This window comes from Bartonella sp. AP3QHHD (genome assembly GCF_042195765.1).
Classification (GTDB): Bacteria; Pseudomonadota; Alphaproteobacteria; order Rhizobiales; family Rhizobiaceae; genus Bartonella.
In genome coordinates, this window is sequence record NZ_JBHIPC010000085.1 from 314,908 (window position 1) to 332,073 (window position 17,166).

The 17,166-nt window shown below is 36.7% G+C and carries 9 protein-coding genes and 1 pseudogene; 6 read left to right on the forward strand and 4 right to left on the reverse strand.

The genetic code is table 11. The features are described from left to right. Positions 1–20: 20 nt before the first annotated feature. Both ACFIL7_RS06395 and ACFIL7_RS06400 read right to left on the reverse strand, forming a co-directional pair. Positions 21–1,226, reverse strand: coding sequence for an ATP-grasp domain-containing protein (locus ACFIL7_RS06395; protein ID WP_375683449.1), 1,206 nt, complete (start codon positions 1,224–1,226; stop codon positions 21–23). Beyond that, a complete protein-coding gene (locus ACFIL7_RS06400) occupies positions 1,223–2,470 on the reverse strand; it encodes a hypothetical protein (protein WP_375683450.1) in 1,248 nt (415 codons plus the stop codon). The genes ACFIL7_RS06395 and ACFIL7_RS06400 overlap by 4 nt, the downstream gene beginning before the upstream one ends. Before the next feature lie 1,035 nt (positions 2,471–3,505). On the opposite strand from ACFIL7_RS06400, the gene ACFIL7_RS06405 reads away from it, so the two are divergent. The 3 genes from ACFIL7_RS06405 to ACFIL7_RS06415 all read left to right on the forward strand — a co-directional run bounded on the left by ACFIL7_RS06405 (position 3,506) and on the right by ACFIL7_RS06415 (position 5,963). Then, positions 3,506–3,652: a hypothetical protein gene (locus ACFIL7_RS06405; RefSeq protein ID WP_375639608.1), complete on the forward strand. Its 147-nt coding sequence runs from the start codon at positions 3,506–3,508 to the stop codon at positions 3,650–3,652. A 72-nt stretch (positions 3,653–3,724) separates the two neighbouring features. Then, the gene (tmk, locus tag ACFIL7_RS06410; RefSeq protein WP_375683453.1) at positions 3,725–4,162 is read left to right on the forward strand and encodes a dTMP kinase; all 438 of its coding nucleotides are present in this window, start codon (positions 3,725–3,727) and stop codon (positions 4,160–4,162) included. A gap of 589 nt (positions 4,163–4,751) precedes the next feature. Further along, entirely contained in the window at positions 4,752–5,963 is a 1,212-nt protein-coding gene (locus ACFIL7_RS06415) for an MFS transporter (RefSeq protein WP_375683451.1), read from the forward strand. Between the two features lie 318 nt (positions 5,964–6,281). Here the strand turns inward: ACFIL7_RS06415 and ACFIL7_RS06420 are convergent, their stop codons facing one another. After that, positions 6,282–6,551, reverse strand: coding sequence for a hypothetical protein (locus ACFIL7_RS06420; RefSeq protein ID WP_375634046.1), 270 nt, complete (start codon positions 6,549–6,551; stop codon positions 6,282–6,284). Positions 6,552–6,553: 2 nt separating this feature from the next. Then, positions 6,554–7,000 (reverse strand): hypothetical protein, encoded by a 447-nt coding sequence (locus ACFIL7_RS06425; protein WP_375611456.1) that lies wholly within the window; start codon positions 6,998–7,000, stop codon positions 6,554–6,556. Positions 7,001–7,494: 494 nt separating this feature from the next. Between ACFIL7_RS06425 and ACFIL7_RS06430 the strand changes: the two genes are divergently transcribed. The 3 genes and pseudogenes from ACFIL7_RS06430 to ACFIL7_RS06440 form a co-directional block, all read left to right on the forward strand. Further along, a complete protein-coding gene (locus tag ACFIL7_RS06430) occupies positions 7,495–8,001 on the forward strand; it encodes a helix-turn-helix domain-containing protein (RefSeq protein WP_375662676.1) in 507 nt (168 codons plus the stop codon). A 983-nt stretch (positions 8,002–8,984) separates the two neighbouring features. Continuing rightward, complete coding sequence (locus ACFIL7_RS06435; protein ID WP_375683452.1) at positions 8,985–15,254, forward strand: Vomp family autotransporter; 6,270 nt, start codon at positions 8,985–8,987, stop codon at positions 15,252–15,254. Positions 15,255–15,861: 607 nt separating this feature from the next. Then, positions 15,862–17,166, forward strand: a pseudogene (locus ACFIL7_RS06440) (hypothetical protein); the annotation flags it as partial.

Below are 17,166 nucleotides of genomic sequence, written 5' to 3' on the forward strand. Positions count from 1 at the left end.
TTCCTCCCAATTGTTGTATTTTATAAGAAATTGCTACGAATGACCCTCTCCAAAGCTGATAATTCATCATCACTGTGTCCCCAAATTGCTATAATGGCAGGGCAGGTATTTAAATCGATGGTTAGGGGGAGGGGCTCGTTTTCTTTAAAAAAGAGCGTAAAATGAACCACATTTTCCCAAGAATGAAGCTTTTGCCGCCATACGTTAACATCTTTTATAATATGACCGTCGATCTCGTTGATAAGGAAGATAATACGCCCTTTTTTCTTAAAGCGACTTGGGGTTTGCGAAAACACGCCTGCAATAAGGTTAACGGAGCTTTCAAGTAAACCATCTTCATAGCAATGCGCGAACAAGGTGGGTGCAATTCCTCCGTGGAGGCGGGCTCCTACTTCGATCATTACTGGACCACGAGCTGTTTGCATGATTTCCATATGCGCAGGTCCATATTCAATCCCCAGTGCGCGAATGCATTGTTTTGCATAAGAGATAAGAGGGGCATAAGAGGGATCTTGAGCATCAAGCACATCAAGCGATTCATAAACAAAAGCACTTCCATTATGAATACCTTTTTTATATCGCGATAAAGCACATATCTTTATAGCCTCTCCATTTACAACGGCGTCGACGATGTATTCTTCTCCCTCCAATCTTTCTTGGAGCAAATAAGCATCGTTAGGTGCGCCAAAAATATTTTTTTGTGTCCAGTCGATTCTAGAGGACCATGCCGCCACTTTCTCACGGCTGGAGAAAAACAAAACACCATCGCTTCCACCAGAATCATTCGGCTTTACCACATAGCCGCTGTGGCTTTCAAAATCATCGAGAGTACAATCATTTTTTGTAAGAATCTTTGATCGGATGTAAGATAAATCATTTTCACAAAGGCGTTTTTGCATCGCTGCTTTTTTCCGTCGCCAATCGGTAGTCAAGGGGTTATTCCCAAGACAACCATAATAAGCCGCCAATTGATCTGCACAATAAATACCCCCTTCGGCGCCTGCGACCACGGCCTCTATCGCGCCGATAGGAAAGCGTTTCTTTATCTCATCTACACTATGAAGCTTCGCTTCTGCCATGCCCTCTCCCTGATAAGAAAGCATATAGTGTGAAAAAGGAGCTTGTTGAGAGACAACACCATAGCAAGCATAGCCTAATTTTTGCAAAGCAGGGGCATAGAGGGCACCCGTGGAGAAAGGGTCGACAATAAGAATAGGTTTTCTCATACTTTGTTCCGCTGCAATAAAAGGAAAAGAATATAAATAAAGATTATTAGCCCTATAAGGGGGAGAAGATAAACAGCTGCTTGAGGACCCATAAGGGCAGAGCTTGTAAGAAGACCAAGGATAACATAACCTGCCGATTGGGAGAGAGTATAAAGCATACCGCTATAGCTTCCCACCAGCTCTGCTTGAGCCTCTGTTTTGGTCGCTTCAATCGTATGTTTGCGTGCATTAATTCGCATGGTATTCATTGAAAAGCCAATAAAAAAGCAAAAGACCACAGCCAAATAGGGCGATTGTGTGGTGCTAAAAATAAGATCAGCCACGCTCAACATAAGGGCTGGGAGAATAAATTCAAAGCGAGGGATTTTGATAAAAGCAGCCAAAAAAGCGCCCATGCCCGCAACCGCACTGCAAAGTCCATAATATTCAGAGCCAAAATTTTTCACACTCTGAAAAAGAATGGTTGCCAGCGTATTATAAGCGCAAATATGAAAGCCAATAAGCCCTATACAGACGCATAAAAGTTTAAGCTCACGGGAGAGTCCATCCGCTTGCGGTATAGGTGCTGTCTTCTTATCGGTTGCAGGTGCTGTGGTATCTGTAGCGTTGTATTCATCGCAAAAGATAATATATCCGGCTATAAGGCTTATAATGATGTCAAACAAACAAAGTGTCACAATCAAACCATTATAGCCAATTTCAGCCGCTGCCCCTCGAGGGCTGGTCGCTTCTAAGAGATAACCACTCAGTGCTGCTCCCAAAAATGCGCCAATTTGCACCACTGTTTGCATAATGCGGGAAGCCTTTTGGGCGCTAATATAACCACTAAGTGCTAGTTTAGTATTATAAGTCTCGAGTGTGCTTAAGGTAATCAAAGAGAGATAGCCGATAGAGATAGAGACAGCGATAAAACCAAAGGGGGAATCAGCGTAATGGAAAAGTGCAATCAATAAAAGAAGGCTATAGATAATGATTCGCCTTTTGTATAAATCGACCAACCGCAATGAGGCTTTAATGCGCACAAGACCGCTTTTTTTCAAAAGATAGGGCATAAGGGTGCCCAAAGCCATGGTTACGCCCAGGAAAACCGATGAGGATGTTATGCGATAAGCATTCCAAAGATTACTTAAGAATAGAACCATATCAGAAAGATACAGCAGGACAACAAGCCCATAAAACCGAAACATCAGTTGTTTATGCACATTATCCCCCCATGTTAAATACACATGCTGTACATTATACATTTTTACAAAAAGCTAATATATGTGTTGTTAGGCATGTCAAGTTTTTTCGATAGAAGCATGATACAGATTTGAACGATAACGTTTATCATAGTGATAGCTAATTTGGGAGAAACTAAGAGCGGAGGCGGTTGGTGTTTTTGCTGTATCTCTTGTGAGATGCTTTGCCAATGAGGAGTTTCTTCGCTAAATGATCAGTATAGCTATGTTTTTGGGAGGGCTGTGTTTGCACTCTTAAGATTTCCTCCATTTATACTCAAGGTTTAGGTTTTTCTATTGACCGTTGTTAGATGTTTTTGTGACAATAAACTTCGTTATCTATCAGAAACATTTATGGCATTAGCGCTAAGGTATTGTATTAAAACCTTTACATAGTAGTCTTTTTATAGAGAGAAGGTATTATTGGTTCAGTTTTAGGAGGCTTTATTACGGCTGATTTGGGCGTCGTCGTTGTTTGAGGGCTTATTATAATATTCTTAGTTTCAGTTTATGAATATACCGAAAAATATAGTGAAACATTTGATTCAAACGCTTTTGCTAGGCATATTTCAATATCTCAGCGATGTTTTCCAAGAATTGCTCTGCTACTTTTTGACGGAATCGGATATCAAATGCTTATAGCGAGGGCAGTGGTTTGAGAAAAGATAGAGTTGATTTCATTAGATTCCTATGTAGCGGAATCCAGTACCAGCTCTTAGGAACAATAAATACTGAGATCGAACTCATTTCGCTACACTTACACGACGCTATAGGAGTAATCCTCAAAATCTCGCTAGAATTCGTTAAAAAAATGGCTGGGTATGGAGTGTGATCAAAAAATATATTTTTTACAAATACTTAATCTCATTTTAAGTTGTCTAAAATATAACCTTATCTTAAAACTAAGTCTATATACCGCCATTTATCATAAAGTTAATAAGTTATATAAAATGCGGGAGTATTGTGTTTTTTTATTTAGAGACGAGTAAAAAAACACCTTATTAAACATTAAAAGATTTTAGACAAAAAAATTTAACTTATGGAGAGTATATAGACAAAATGTATCTTGATAAAAAAGTTTATAACTCGATGTGGTCTTCAAAGAAATTTTCTGGTTCTTTTATTGTCTTATGCGGGTTTGATGGGAGTGGAAAGACAACACAAACAAAAGAAATTGCTCGCCATTACTCAACAGAAAACATATAATACAAACTTTTAACACAGTTCTTAGTATAGAAATAATCCATAAATTAGAGATATGTAGATAATGGAAAAGCAATTGATCCGTTGCTTTTAGCACTCTTATCAGCGACAAATAGACGCGAATATACGCTTGAAATTATTGAACCTTCCTTAACGTCATCGCAAAATTTATTAATTAGCGATCGATATGTTTATTCTAGTCTTGCTTATTTTTATGCTCGAGAGCTTTCTGTTGAAAGTGTCGTTAAATTAAATCAATCTATTCTAAGACCTCATATTACATTTTATCTTCATTTACCGCCCATTACTATACTGGAACGGTTGCAGAAAAGGGATGATTTAAACTTAAAATACGAAGAAAAACTCTCTTTTATTGAAAAAGTTTACAAAGTATACAAAGTGTTATCGGAAATAGATGAGCAGTTTATAACAATTGATGGAACTGCTCCTATTTCTTTAATTCATCATCAAATACGACATCATATAAATAAGGTTTGTTTTGATTATGAATAAAATCATTTATTAATCAAGTTATCCACGATAAATCCTCCTTTATGTATCTGTACTCTAAATCTGAAACTTTAGAGATATGATTGCAATAATTTAACTGCTCAGGAAGATATTACGTTATATATTTTAATTGGAAAACTAACTGTAATTGGCTTATTTTAAAAGATTTAGAGAAGGGGAGTAGAAAAGTTAGCAGTATTTATCGTGAAGATAATAGTATGTTTATTCTTTTAGAGCCAAAGTGTGGTGATAGAAGAACGACATGGAAGGATATACTCGAACATATTTTAGTGCACGGAATAATAAGGACAATAATGTGAGTGAAGCTTCCATACCGTAAAATTGTTTCACATATGTATAAAGGTGTAGCTTCTGAATAAAACGCACATAAAATATTAAATTTGTTTTTGTCCATAAATGTTCCATTTTCATAGAAGAATTAATCATAAAACAGCACAAAGATTGTAAAAGCCTCAAAAAAGAAATTTTGCTTTCTTAAATTTAATGATCTAAAATGAAAATTGTAAGAATGCCTGTTTTTAAACAGGATGTATTATGCATATCGACTGGTATTCATTTTAGAGGATAATTTATGTTCACTTCAAATTTGAAGGAACGCATTGCTTTATTTGAAAATAGAACTTTTCTCTATTTTACTTTGAGCGGCTTATTTGCTACATTTGGAAGTGGACTAAATTATATTACATTGTCATGGATCGCTTACAATCAGACGGGCTCAATCCGTGGTGTAGCGTTGATGATGCTTTTTCTTTGGACGCCTGGCATTATTTTTGCGCCTATTTTTGGCATATTGGCAGATAAATATAACCGTAAAACGCAGATTATTATTTCAAATCTTGTGAGAGGTTTGGTAATCGTGGGCTGGGTAATGCTTTGGCATTTTGGTATAGAAATTGAATTGATGGTCTTATCTGCTCTTTTGGGTATTTTTATTCCTTTTTATATGCCATCAGCTATTTCTTTAATTCAAAGTATTGTGCTGAAGGAACAGCTCATCAATGCAAATGCGACCATCGATATGGTTTATGAACTTGGCACTATCGTAGGTATGGGCTTAAGTGGATTTATACTATCCTATGCAGGAACAAAAGGAACTCTTCTAATAGGTGGTATATTCTTTATCATTGCTGGTTTATTTAATTTTGCAATGAAGGTACCTAAAAACCGAAGATCTAAAAAACAAAACCAGCAAAATTGGTGGGAAAATTATACAGAATGCCTTCATTATTTTAAACAGAATCCGGCTCTTTTTGTACCTTATATAAGTCAGATGATTATTATGACTCTTTTGATGACCATTCCTGTTATTCTCGTTCCTTATATACAAGAGGTTTTACATGCGGATAGCAGGATCTTTGCAATATTGGAGGTGCTTTATTCTATGGGCGTATTGACAGGTGCGTTTTTTTCACCACTTCTTTGTAAAGTTTTGTCCATAAGGAAAACATTAGCCATTTTATTAGCTTTTATGGCTATTGGCCTCGCTATTTTATCTGTTAATACATACAATTTTGTTGTTTTTCCTGTTTACTTTATGATTGGATTTGGACTTTCGAGTTGGGCTCTTTCGATTTCTTTATCACAACTCTCTTGTGATCCTGAATACCAAGGAAGATTGCAGGCAAGTTTTAATGGTATCTCTGGATGCTTGATCCTCGGAGTCTATCTCATCATGGCAAGCGATAACAGTAACATATCACCTCAATCGATATATTTTTTTCAAAGCATTGTTGCGTTTGTTGGAATACTCATAGTGCTGTTTTATAAACATGAAAAACAATAAATTACGTTTAAGAGTGGTCAATATACGCTATTTTTAAACATTTACGCTGCAGCACATTTCATATTTTGCTTTTAAAGGAGAGTTGAGAAAATGTAAAAGTTGGTGCTTAATGAACAAAGCATAAATTGATGTATGCTAGAGAATACTCTCTATTTTTTGATAATGATCTAAAAGAATTGATGCGTTTCTTTAATTCATCTCACTGTTGTTAAGAAGACGAAAACGTAACACTTTAAATCTTCTTGAAAGTTTTTTGTTTAAGCGTAGTAGAAAGTAAAGCAATGAGGTAATATCGTATCATATGGGGAGAGTATTGTATTATTTTTGTTTTTCAAAATCCATATGAAAAATTGTATCAATTTCATCTTCACTGGAATGAGTATTTCTACGACGATGCAAGGTTTGCACAATCTCTTTTTTTAAAACAGCATCTGTTTCACTTAAACGGTGAATACTGAGTTCCAATTCAAGAGATAACGCCAAATCCACGCACAATTTAAGCTCTTCTCCAATGTCGAAACCGCGTTGATAGTCGTCATAAAGACCAACCAGTGTATCAGATAATTCTTTATCGCATAAAGAGGTCATGCTTAATTCCTCAACGTTGCGGGTTTCCATGCAGCTTTTTTAAGTATCACTCCACTATCATCACTTAAAATTGCCATGTATACGAACCTCATGGTTTTGTCAATTTTCTGTAAAATACGCGCTTTTAAATCAAAGCCTATTAAAGATTTTATTACTCCAAGATTTTGAAGCGCCCAATTGTAAATATGGATGGCAATGTGTTTACTATAGAATTTATAGCATTTAAAATACATTGCCAAAAGGCTTTTAATATGCGTAGAGGAAGAGTATTCTGACGATAAACCAAACACCCTGAAATCTCTATTGCCAGTTACAGCTAAATCAGTGCCATTAATATATAAAATAAGCAAACAGGGTTTGTAAACGTCTAACTTTTTAATAACGAGTGATAATCTCGTTTTTTGTAGAATACCAATTATTTTGCCTATTTTATATTGATTTTTAGACATTGATAAACTTTTTACCTTATAAAAACCTATGGGAAATGCATTTGCATATTTTTGTAATAAGATTTCAGTGGTATATTGCACAGCATGAAATGAAGAGAATCGTATTAGGCTTTTTGCTTTTGAAAGAATATGACTGCAACTTTTGAGAAAGCAGTTGGCAAGAATTGGCTTGGCATGCAAACTGATAGAGTTGGCAGTGGCGCATTTAGTTTTTTCATTGGCCTGTGTCCAAATGTTTTTGACTCTGGAAAATAGCCTCTGATAGGCTTGAGTTTTTCCAAGGTTATATTACAGGGGCGCAGCTCAGAAAAGTACCACGGCGATTGCATTTTTTTGTAATTGTCATAATTTTCGCTCCTGCTTAAATGGATGCTGTAACATCCGTTTTTGTGGGGTTATGTATGTGATAACTGCTCTTCTTAAGGGGCAGTAATAATAGATATAAATCAATATAATTATTTAGTCAGCAATTATATTGATTCTGGAGTGTTTTTTTGGCTCGTCCGGAAGCAAAACCTAAAACTGAGTTGGCAAAACGTTTTCGTGAAGTGCGTCACGCTCTTGGTTTTACAGAGCGTAAGCAGTTTGCTGAACATCTTGGTATCACTGCTGGCTCTATAGGAACTTATGAAACTGGTATAAGTGAGCCTACAGCCTCTGCGCTCTCCAAATATCAAGAAATTTGTGGTGTTTCATTAGATTGGCTAGTAACGGGAAATGGCGAGATGTTTTCAGATGTGGCAAAGGCGAAAGCAGCTGGTTTTAAACCGCAGGCGATTCCTGCTGGGCTGATGAAAAAGCTGGGACATTTAGTTTATACGACCTATCATGATGCAAAAATAACACTTTCTCCTGAAGATGTTGCGGAATTAGCAGCAGAGCTTTATGGAAGATTGCAAGAGCTTATTCAAAACCTCAATGATATAGAAGAAGTCGAAGCCACTTTGCCACTTTTAAAATTACATTTAAAGCGTAAAATCGAAACTGAAAAGCACATCTAGAAATTTCATAAGATACGAATGAACAGCCTTTTAAAAAAATAAAACTTTTTTGATTTTCTGCTGTATAACCAAGTCTGGAATGTGAAAATCTCACGATTTTCGAGTCTCTTATTCGATCTGAAAAACGAGAAACTATCATTATAAATCAATATATTTCTCTGATTAAAGATAAAACGGTTCATAAAAAGAACGACGGGTAGCAATACAAACAAAATTGATTCAAAAAAAAGCTAGTATAGTGCCATTCCTGAAATATTTGTTGGTTGAGGGAAAAGATACTGACAACAGTGAAAATACAATGACGATATTTTGTTCCTATAGAAGGGTAACAGATATATAAGAGAGAAGAACGAAAGACTATTTATAGATGCACTTTTGTCTTTTTATGAAGATGATAAGATGAGTACGTTAAAACTTTTTACAGAGCGTGCATCATTATATTTAAGACAGATTTCTTTCAAAGGGATGTATAATATATTGAAACAGTTTACCTCGCAACAAAAAGTGAGATTATCATGATAATCGTCATTATTACATTGTGCGATAAGTTAAAAAAATCATAAATTTGTGCTTATAAGAACAGCTAATTTATTGAGAAGTATTTTTACAAATTTATAAAAAATTATTTTTACACTCTTGCCATTCTTCTGATGCGCTTTATTTGAAAAGTAGAATTGCTCTTTAGTGAAACTATTTTTGTTAAGAGATAAATCGCAGTGTTTTTGAATGGAGATTACGGTATATTTTCAAAGTCTTGTGTTTTTATTTATTTTTTAGCTTGAATCCCTCTAGCTAAAAGGGTTGGGGACTTTTCTAGATTCGATGTTGTTGCAGAGATTTTAGGTCGATGCCCGATAAGTATCGGTATCGTAGGGGGGAGTTTTGTCTTGATTTATTGGTTTTTGAAGTGCGCAAACTAAGGGTTTTGCCATGTGTGTTTTCGCGCGTTGTGATGATGTTGAACTCTGTAGGAGGAGATTCTTATGAAAAAAAAATATTCCACACCAAATTTAATTAAAGTTGTCTCTCTTAGTACGGTAATGGCCACACTCTTATCGAGTGTTTCTCCTGTTTTTGCTGCGAATCTTGCGATAGTAGGAGGGGCGAGTCAAAGTACAACTGGTACTGGTGTTGTATATGCACACGGTAGTCATGGGAGTGTTGTTTTTGCTGGTGATGATGATTTCTGTGGTGTAGACAACGTTATTGGTCGTGGCGGCAAACAACAACAAGGAATTGCTGATAATCAACGAATAACCGCACAAGAACAATATGAGCGATTTATTGGTGAGAAAGTTTTTGGAGGTCGTAGTCCTTACGGCACGACCACTGAAAAGGTTACTTGGCAAGGCGCTGGGATTCTAACCAACAATGCTACTTATATGGGAACAAACACTAGTGGTATCATTAATGCTATGCCTGAGGCTTATGGTGTTTATTCTTTTGCAACGGGTTGTGGATCTGCAGCGACGGGTAATTATTCAACCGTATTTGGTGCAGGTGCGACAGCAAAGGCAGGGGGTGCACAAGCTTTTGGTGTTTCCGCACTTGCAAGTGGTATAGCAAGTGTTGCTATGGGTGTAGGCTCAGAAGCATCGGGCAAATCTTCAGTTTCTATTGGAGGGCTTGCAACTGCATTAGGTACAAATAGCATTGCTTTAGGTACAAAGGTAAAGGCAGAAAAGAGTTATACGATTGCTATAGGTACAGATGCTGAAGCTAAAGCTTCAGGTGCTATTGCAATAGGGGGCAGGCGCTCTGACAGAACCGAAGAAAATGATCCTAACAGAAAAGTAATCGCGAATGCTGAAAATGCGATTGCTATAGGTACGCAAGCTTATGCTGAAAAAGAAGATTCGGTTGCCATTGGTGTAAATTCGCAAGTGCTTGTTAGAGATGGTGTTGCTGTAGGTGGTGGGGCTATCTCTGATAGAAACAAGAATGTTGCTGGTTATGATCCTGCAACAGGTAAAGGGACAACAAAAACCAGTATAGCATGGAAGAGCACCACAGGCGCTTTTAGCGTTGGTGAAGTTGGTGGTCGTGGTAATGGTACGCTAACACGACAAATTACAGGGGTTGCAGCTGGAAGTGAAGATACTGATGCGGTAAACGTGGCGCAACTAAAAGCTATGAGAGATATCATAGCAGGGGGAGGGGGGTGGAAACTTTCTGCTAACGATACCGATCCTACAGATGTGAATTCAGGCAATACCGTAGATTTTTCAGTGAAAAATAGTGAAGTAGGGCAAGATAACTTAACGATTGAAAAAAACAATGAAAACAAGAAGCAGAAAATGCACTTTGCTTTAAGTGATAATCTTAAATTGATAAGTGTCACTACAGGAACAAGCTCTATGAGCGGTGATGGCTTTATTATTAATGAGGGGCCACGCATGACTATTGATGGTATTGATGCTGGAGAGCAAGTGATCACGGGAGTGGCAAAAGGAGAAGATGATACCGATGCAGTGAATGTTGCGCAACTGAAAGAATTCACAGCAGGAATGAAAACGGGCTGGCAACTTTCTGTTGATGGTAACAATTCTACAGATGTTAAAGCTGGGAGTACAGTAGATCTTGTTGCTGGTGCGAGTGATGATGGAAGCAAAAATATCAAAATTGTAAAAGACAATAACAAAGTCACATTTTCTTTGAATGATACTCTTAAGCTCACGAGTGTCACGACAGGCAACAGCATTATAAGCAACGATGGCTTTAAGTTTATTGATGGTAATGGACCAAGCATAACTTTGAATGGTATTAATGCTGGTGATAAAAAAATTACAGGAGTAGCTAAGGGAGAAGAAGAAACCGATGCTGTAAATTATAAGCAGTTGACAGAGGTAAGAACACTTGCAGAAAATGGCTGGAAGCTTTCTGTTGATGGTAACAATTCTACAGATGTTAAAGCTGGGAGTACAGTAGATCTTGTTGCTGGTGCGAGTGATGATGGAAGCAAAAATATCAAAATTGTAAAAGACAATAACAAAGTCACATTTTCTTTGAATGATACTCTTAAGCTCACGAGTGTTACGACAGGCAACAGCATTATGAGCAACGATGGCTTTAAGTTTGTTGATGGTGGTCCAAGCATAACAGCCAATGGTATTGATGCTGGTAGTAAAAAGATTACAAAAGTGAAAGCTGGTACTGATGATACTGATGCAGTAAATTATAAACAGTTACAAGATTTTACAGCAGGAATTAAAACAGGCTGGAAGCTTTCTGTTGATGGTGATAATGCTACAGATGTTAAAGCTGATAGTACGGTGAATTTTGTTGCAGTTAAGCAGAAAGACGATGATAATAATGAGAGTGAGAACACAAATATAAAAATTACCAGAGGTGATAACAATGAAGTAAAGTTTGATTTAAGCGAATATATTAAAGTTGGTCGTGTAGAAACAGGGGATAGCAGAATGAGTAATGCCGGTTTCATGATCAAAGATGGACCAAGAATGACCAAGGGTGGTATTCATGCCGCCAATACAAAAATTACAGGAGTCGCAGATGGTAGCAATGAGCATGATGCTGTTAATCTTTCACAATTATATAAAATGAAGTTTGAGATAGAAGACAATAGTCTTGTTAAATGGAGTAAAAGTAAAAAAAATATTACCATTGGTGCTGAAAAAGAAGGTATCGAAATCAATATTGCCAACTCTGAAGGCAAGGATCGAATTATTTCTGGCGTTGCAGTTGGAAAAGTCAGTTCTGATTCAACAGAAGCAATAAATGGTCATCAGCTTTTCAATTATGCTGATAATATATCAAAATATTTTGGTGGTAGTACAGATGTGATTGATGGTTTCAAGCCAACTTTTACTGTTCAGGGTAACGAACACCATAATGTAACGGATGCTTTTAAAGATGTCGATAATTCTATAACAGATATTTATACACAGATTAACAATGTAACAGCAAATAGTCTTGTTAAATGGGATGAAGGGCAAAAGCTCATTACAATTGGTGCGCAAAAAGATGGTACCAAAATCAATGTTGCCAATTCTAATAGTGAAAATCGAGTTATCTCTGGTATTGCGGATGGTAATATCGGAAAGTCCTCGAAAGAAGCTATAAATGGTAGCCAGATTAATACAATTTCTGGAGATATTGCAAAATTCTTTGGTGGGGATGCAGCATTTCAGGATGGTGCTTTTGTAGGTCCACAATATAACGTATCTACAGTTTCTACAGATGGTGAAGTAGCTCAGTATATAGCTGAAAATGTTGGTGATGCTTTAACAAAGCTTGATGCGAATGTCAAAAATGTGAATAGTCGTATAAAATATGTAGATAATAAATTTGATAAGTTCTCTCAAGATGCCTTATTATGGGATGATGGTAAACAAGCATTTGCTGCACGTCATGAAAAAGATGGACGTAAAACAGATAGTAAGATTACCCACCTTTTAAATGGTGATATTTCAGAAGAGTCAACAGACGCGATAAATGGTAGCCAGATTAATAAAATATCCAAGGATATTGCAGAATTTTTCGGTGGTGGTACAGAATTTAATAACGGAGTTTTTTCAGGTCCACAATATAACTTATCTAGAGTTTCTACAGATGGTAAAGTAGAACAGAAGACCTTTTACAACGTTGGCGAAGCTTTGACAGGGCTCGATGCAAATGTTAAAAATGTAAATAAAAATATACAGCATGTAACCAATGAGTTTGATAAATTGTCTCAAAATGCTTTACTGTGGAGTGAAAAGGATCAAGCATTTGTTGCACGTCATGGAACAGATGGACAGAAAACAAATAGCAAGCTGAAGTATCTTTTAGATGGTGATGTTTCAGAAGATTCAACAGATGCAATAAATGGTTCCCAACTTTATACGATGGGTGATCAGATTGCGAATTATTTTGGTGGTGGTGCGAGCTATGAGAATGGAGAGTGGATAGATCCTACGTTCAAAATTTCTCAGCGTGAAGCGAATGGTACCATTACTCAGAAAAAACACCATAATGTCGCTGATGCTTTTGAAGGTGTCGATAATTCTATCACAGATATTTATAATCAGATTAATAATGTGACAAAAAATAGTCTTGTGAAGCAAGAAAATGGGTCAGGTCTTATCACTATCGGTAAGGCAACAGGTGGTACTGAAATCAGCATTGTAAATAAAAGTGGTATGGATCGTACACTTTCCGGTGTAGAAGATGGAGAACTTTCTCAAACATCAACGGAAGCGGTAAATGGTTCACAGTTGTTTGCTACGAATAAGAATGTTACTGCTGTGACTGATAATTTATCAAAAGTTGCTCAAAATACATCAAAATATTTTGGTGGTAGTACAGATGTATTGAACGGTATAGAACCAGCTTTCCTTATTCAGGGGGAGACCTATCATAATGTTACGGAAGCGTTTACAGGTGTTAATACTTCTATCACAAATATTGATAATAAGATTTCCGAAGTGGTAAAAAATAGTCTTGTTAAGCAAGAAAAAAATACAGATGTTATTACCATAGGTAAGGATACAGCTGGTACTGAGATCAATATTGCGGGATATGCTGGTGTAGCGCGTTCCATTTCTGGTGTTAAGGCAGCAGAGAAGGGGGATGAAGCTGTTAACAAAGACCAACTTGATAAAAGCATAAAGGATATTACGAAAGATATTGAGACAGTAACTGCTGCTGCGGTTCTCTATGATAAGAATGACGATAATAGTGTTAATTATGGTAGTGTAACTTTGGGCGGCGATAAGAACAACGGACCAGTTGCTCTTCGTAACGTGAAAGATGGTAGCATTTCTGAAAATTCCAACGATGCAATCAATGGTAGTCAGATTAATAAAATATCAGCAGATATTGCAAAGTTTTTTGGCGGTGGTGCAAAGTTCATTAACGGTGCTTTTGAAGGGCTGAAATATACTTTATCCGCTATTGTAGGTGGTGAAGTAGGGAAGGCTAATTTTTACAATGTTGGTGATGCTTTAACAGGTCTTGATAATAATGTTCAAGATGTGAATCAACGCTTAACGAATGTATCCAATGAGTTTAATCAGAAAATTGAAAATTTCTCTAAAGATGCTTTACTGTGGGATGATGATGAAGAAGCATTTGTTGCACGTCATGAAAAAGATGGCAAGAAAACAAACAGCAAATTGAAGTATCTTTTGGATGGTGAGATTGCGGATGGTTCAACAGATGCTATTACGGGTAACCAGCTTTATTTCATGAGCAACCAGCTTGCTAATTATTTCGGTGGCGGTGCCAAATATGAGAATGGCAAATGGACAGATCCTACTTTTAAGATTGTTCAAGTCAATGCTGATGGTACAACTGTTGAGAAAGAGCACCATAATGTTGCTGAGGCGATTGGTGGTGTTAATGGCGGTATGGTAAACATAAATAACCGTATTAATGATGTTATCAACAAGGTCGATTCAGATGTTTTAAAGTGGAATGATAAAGAAAAAGCCTATGATGCCGGTCGCGATGGAAAGCCGAATAAAATTATCAATGTAGCTGATGGTAAAGTTGAAAAAGGTTCGAAAGATGCGGTTAATGGTGGACAACTTTGGGAAACCAATGAACGTATCACTGGTGTTGAAAAAGATGTTAAGCATCTTACCAACAGAGTTGATACCATTTCCAATACGATTGCTGATATTGGTGATACAGTTATCAATATTGATGCCAAAGTTGATAACATCAATAATAGAGTTGACGGCATTGAAGAGGATGCTGTTCGTTATGATAGAGATGAAAACGGCAAAAAAACCAATAAAATCACATTAGCGGGGGGGGATGCCAGTGAACCTGTTCTGATTGATAATGTCGCTGATGGTAAAATTGAAAAAGGTTCGAAAGAGGCTGTAAATGGTGGTCAACTTCATGATTATACTAAAGAACAGATGAAGATTATTCTTGATGAATCCAAGCAGTATACAGATCAACGGGTTAATAATATTGTGATTGATGCGATTGATGATGCTGTTGATCGGGCTAAGCAATATACAGATATGAAGTTTGATGTTTTAAACTATAGTATTGAGAGTGTGAAAAAAGAGGCAAGACAAGCAGCGGCTATTGGTCTTGCGGTGTCTAACTTACGCTACAATGATACACCTGGAAAATTAAGCGTTGGATTTGGTACTGGTTTATGGCGTAGTCAGTCTGCATTTGCCTTTGGTGCAGGTTACACCTCAGAAAATGGAAAATACCGCTCTAACATATCCGCAACAACTTCTGGAGGTCACTGGGGTGTAGGTGCGGGATTCAATATGACATTGAATTGATAATAAACAAAATACATAAAAAATTCCTTTTCACCCCTGTCTCATGAGGCAGGGGTGAATTGTTGTTACGTATGTAAAAATATATATATATATATAAATTGATAAGCGCTATAACGATAAATACAGGTTTAAAAAACAGAAAAACCGGACGATTTCAACAAAATGAACTTCTTATTTCAAAATAAGATAATGAGTTTTTTCATAAATTATAAGTCCATTATTTTCTGCTTTAACTTTTAAATCTAAAAAATCTTCCACTCTCTAAAAATCTATTAAAAAACTTTCTAGTAATACAAAGGTATATATTTAAATGTATTTCAATTTTACTGGAGGAAGTTATAAAAACAATATACTAAACCAATTCTACCCCTTGCAAAAAACAACCAACAGGTTTAAAGATTAAAAAAACCAACCACCACAAGAAAACTTACCTTTTTAGGAAAGGTAAGAGAACAAAGCACGTTAACTACAAAACATCAACTTCTCTATCTTTTCAATCAGTCCTTAATCTTTTGAATATATTTAGAAAAACCAATTTCAGAGAACTTTGTAGCGTTTAAATGTGTTTTTTTGTGGTTATAGTTATTTTTTCATTGGGGAGTTCATTATGAAAAAATTATATACAAAATTAGTAGGGAGCGATTTAAAATTTTCTCGTTTTTCTTTTGTTAAAGTTCTTTCATTGGCTACAGCGGCTACATTTTTATCGAATGTTACACCTGTTTTTTCAGCAAATCCTGATTTTAAAAACACATTTCTTGAAGGTATAAAAAGTGCCGGTGTGTCTTATCCACAAAGCCTTCTCTCTGTTGCTGGTTTGAATGCTTCTTCTGTTTCAAAAGACAATTATTTAACAGCACTCAATCAAGCGGGATTAGAAAAGATTAATGCTGTCGATGACTATGCAAATTTTTTAACTAAAACCCTCTCTGGTGTAAGTGATTATAGTCCTGTCGTGAATGTTTTGATGGCGGATAGCAAAAATGTATTGGCAAGAACCCTAGATGCAGGAGGGCAATATAAAAAGTCTCTCGTCAGTCCACGGTCATTTGTGGTTGATAGCTCTTTAAACCAACAGCTTGTACAGGATGATGAAAATACAGATATTATTAATGTGTCTAATATCTTACGGAGTGGTTCAACAGAGGGAATGCAACGTGATGTATCGGGAAGTAATGTCATCTTTGGTGAAAATGTTGATGCGAAAACCGTGGACAGTGTTGTTATTGGTTATAAAGCGAAGGCGGTATTAGCTGAAGGAGATAAAAAGCTAGCGGCATCTGTTATCATAGGTTCTAAATCTGAGATCCATAGAGGTGGATCCGTTGCTGTTGGTGCAGATATAGTGGCACTAAAGAATGACGCGGTTGCTGTTGGTCGTTTTGTACGGGTGGAGGTGGACAGCGGTACAGCTTTAGGCTTTAAATCGCAAGTGAAGGTAGTAGGGGGTGTTGCTATAGGAAGCAATTCTGTAGCCAATAGGGCTGCTGGTGTTCCGGGTTATACTTCTGTGCTGCAGGGACCTGCAAAAAATGAGGTATCTTATTGGAAATCTACATTAGGTGCTGTTAGTGTTGGTGATGTTGATGGTGGCAAAACACGACAAATTACAGGTGTAGCGGCTGGTAGTGAAGATGCAGACGCAGTGAATCTAAGACAATTGCAAGACTTAGAAGATGTCGTAAGAAAAAATGGTTGGAAACTGTCTGTTGACGGTAAAAATGCTAAAACAGTCATTATGGATAGTGGAGTAGATTTTTCCACTGGAAGTAAAAATCTTAACATTACAAAAGGCGATAAGGATAATAAGGTAAAATTTGATTTAGCTCAAGATGTTACATTAACGAGCTTAAAGGCAGGCACAACTGCCCTAGATGCAACAGGTCTGGTAATTACTGATGGACCGAAAATA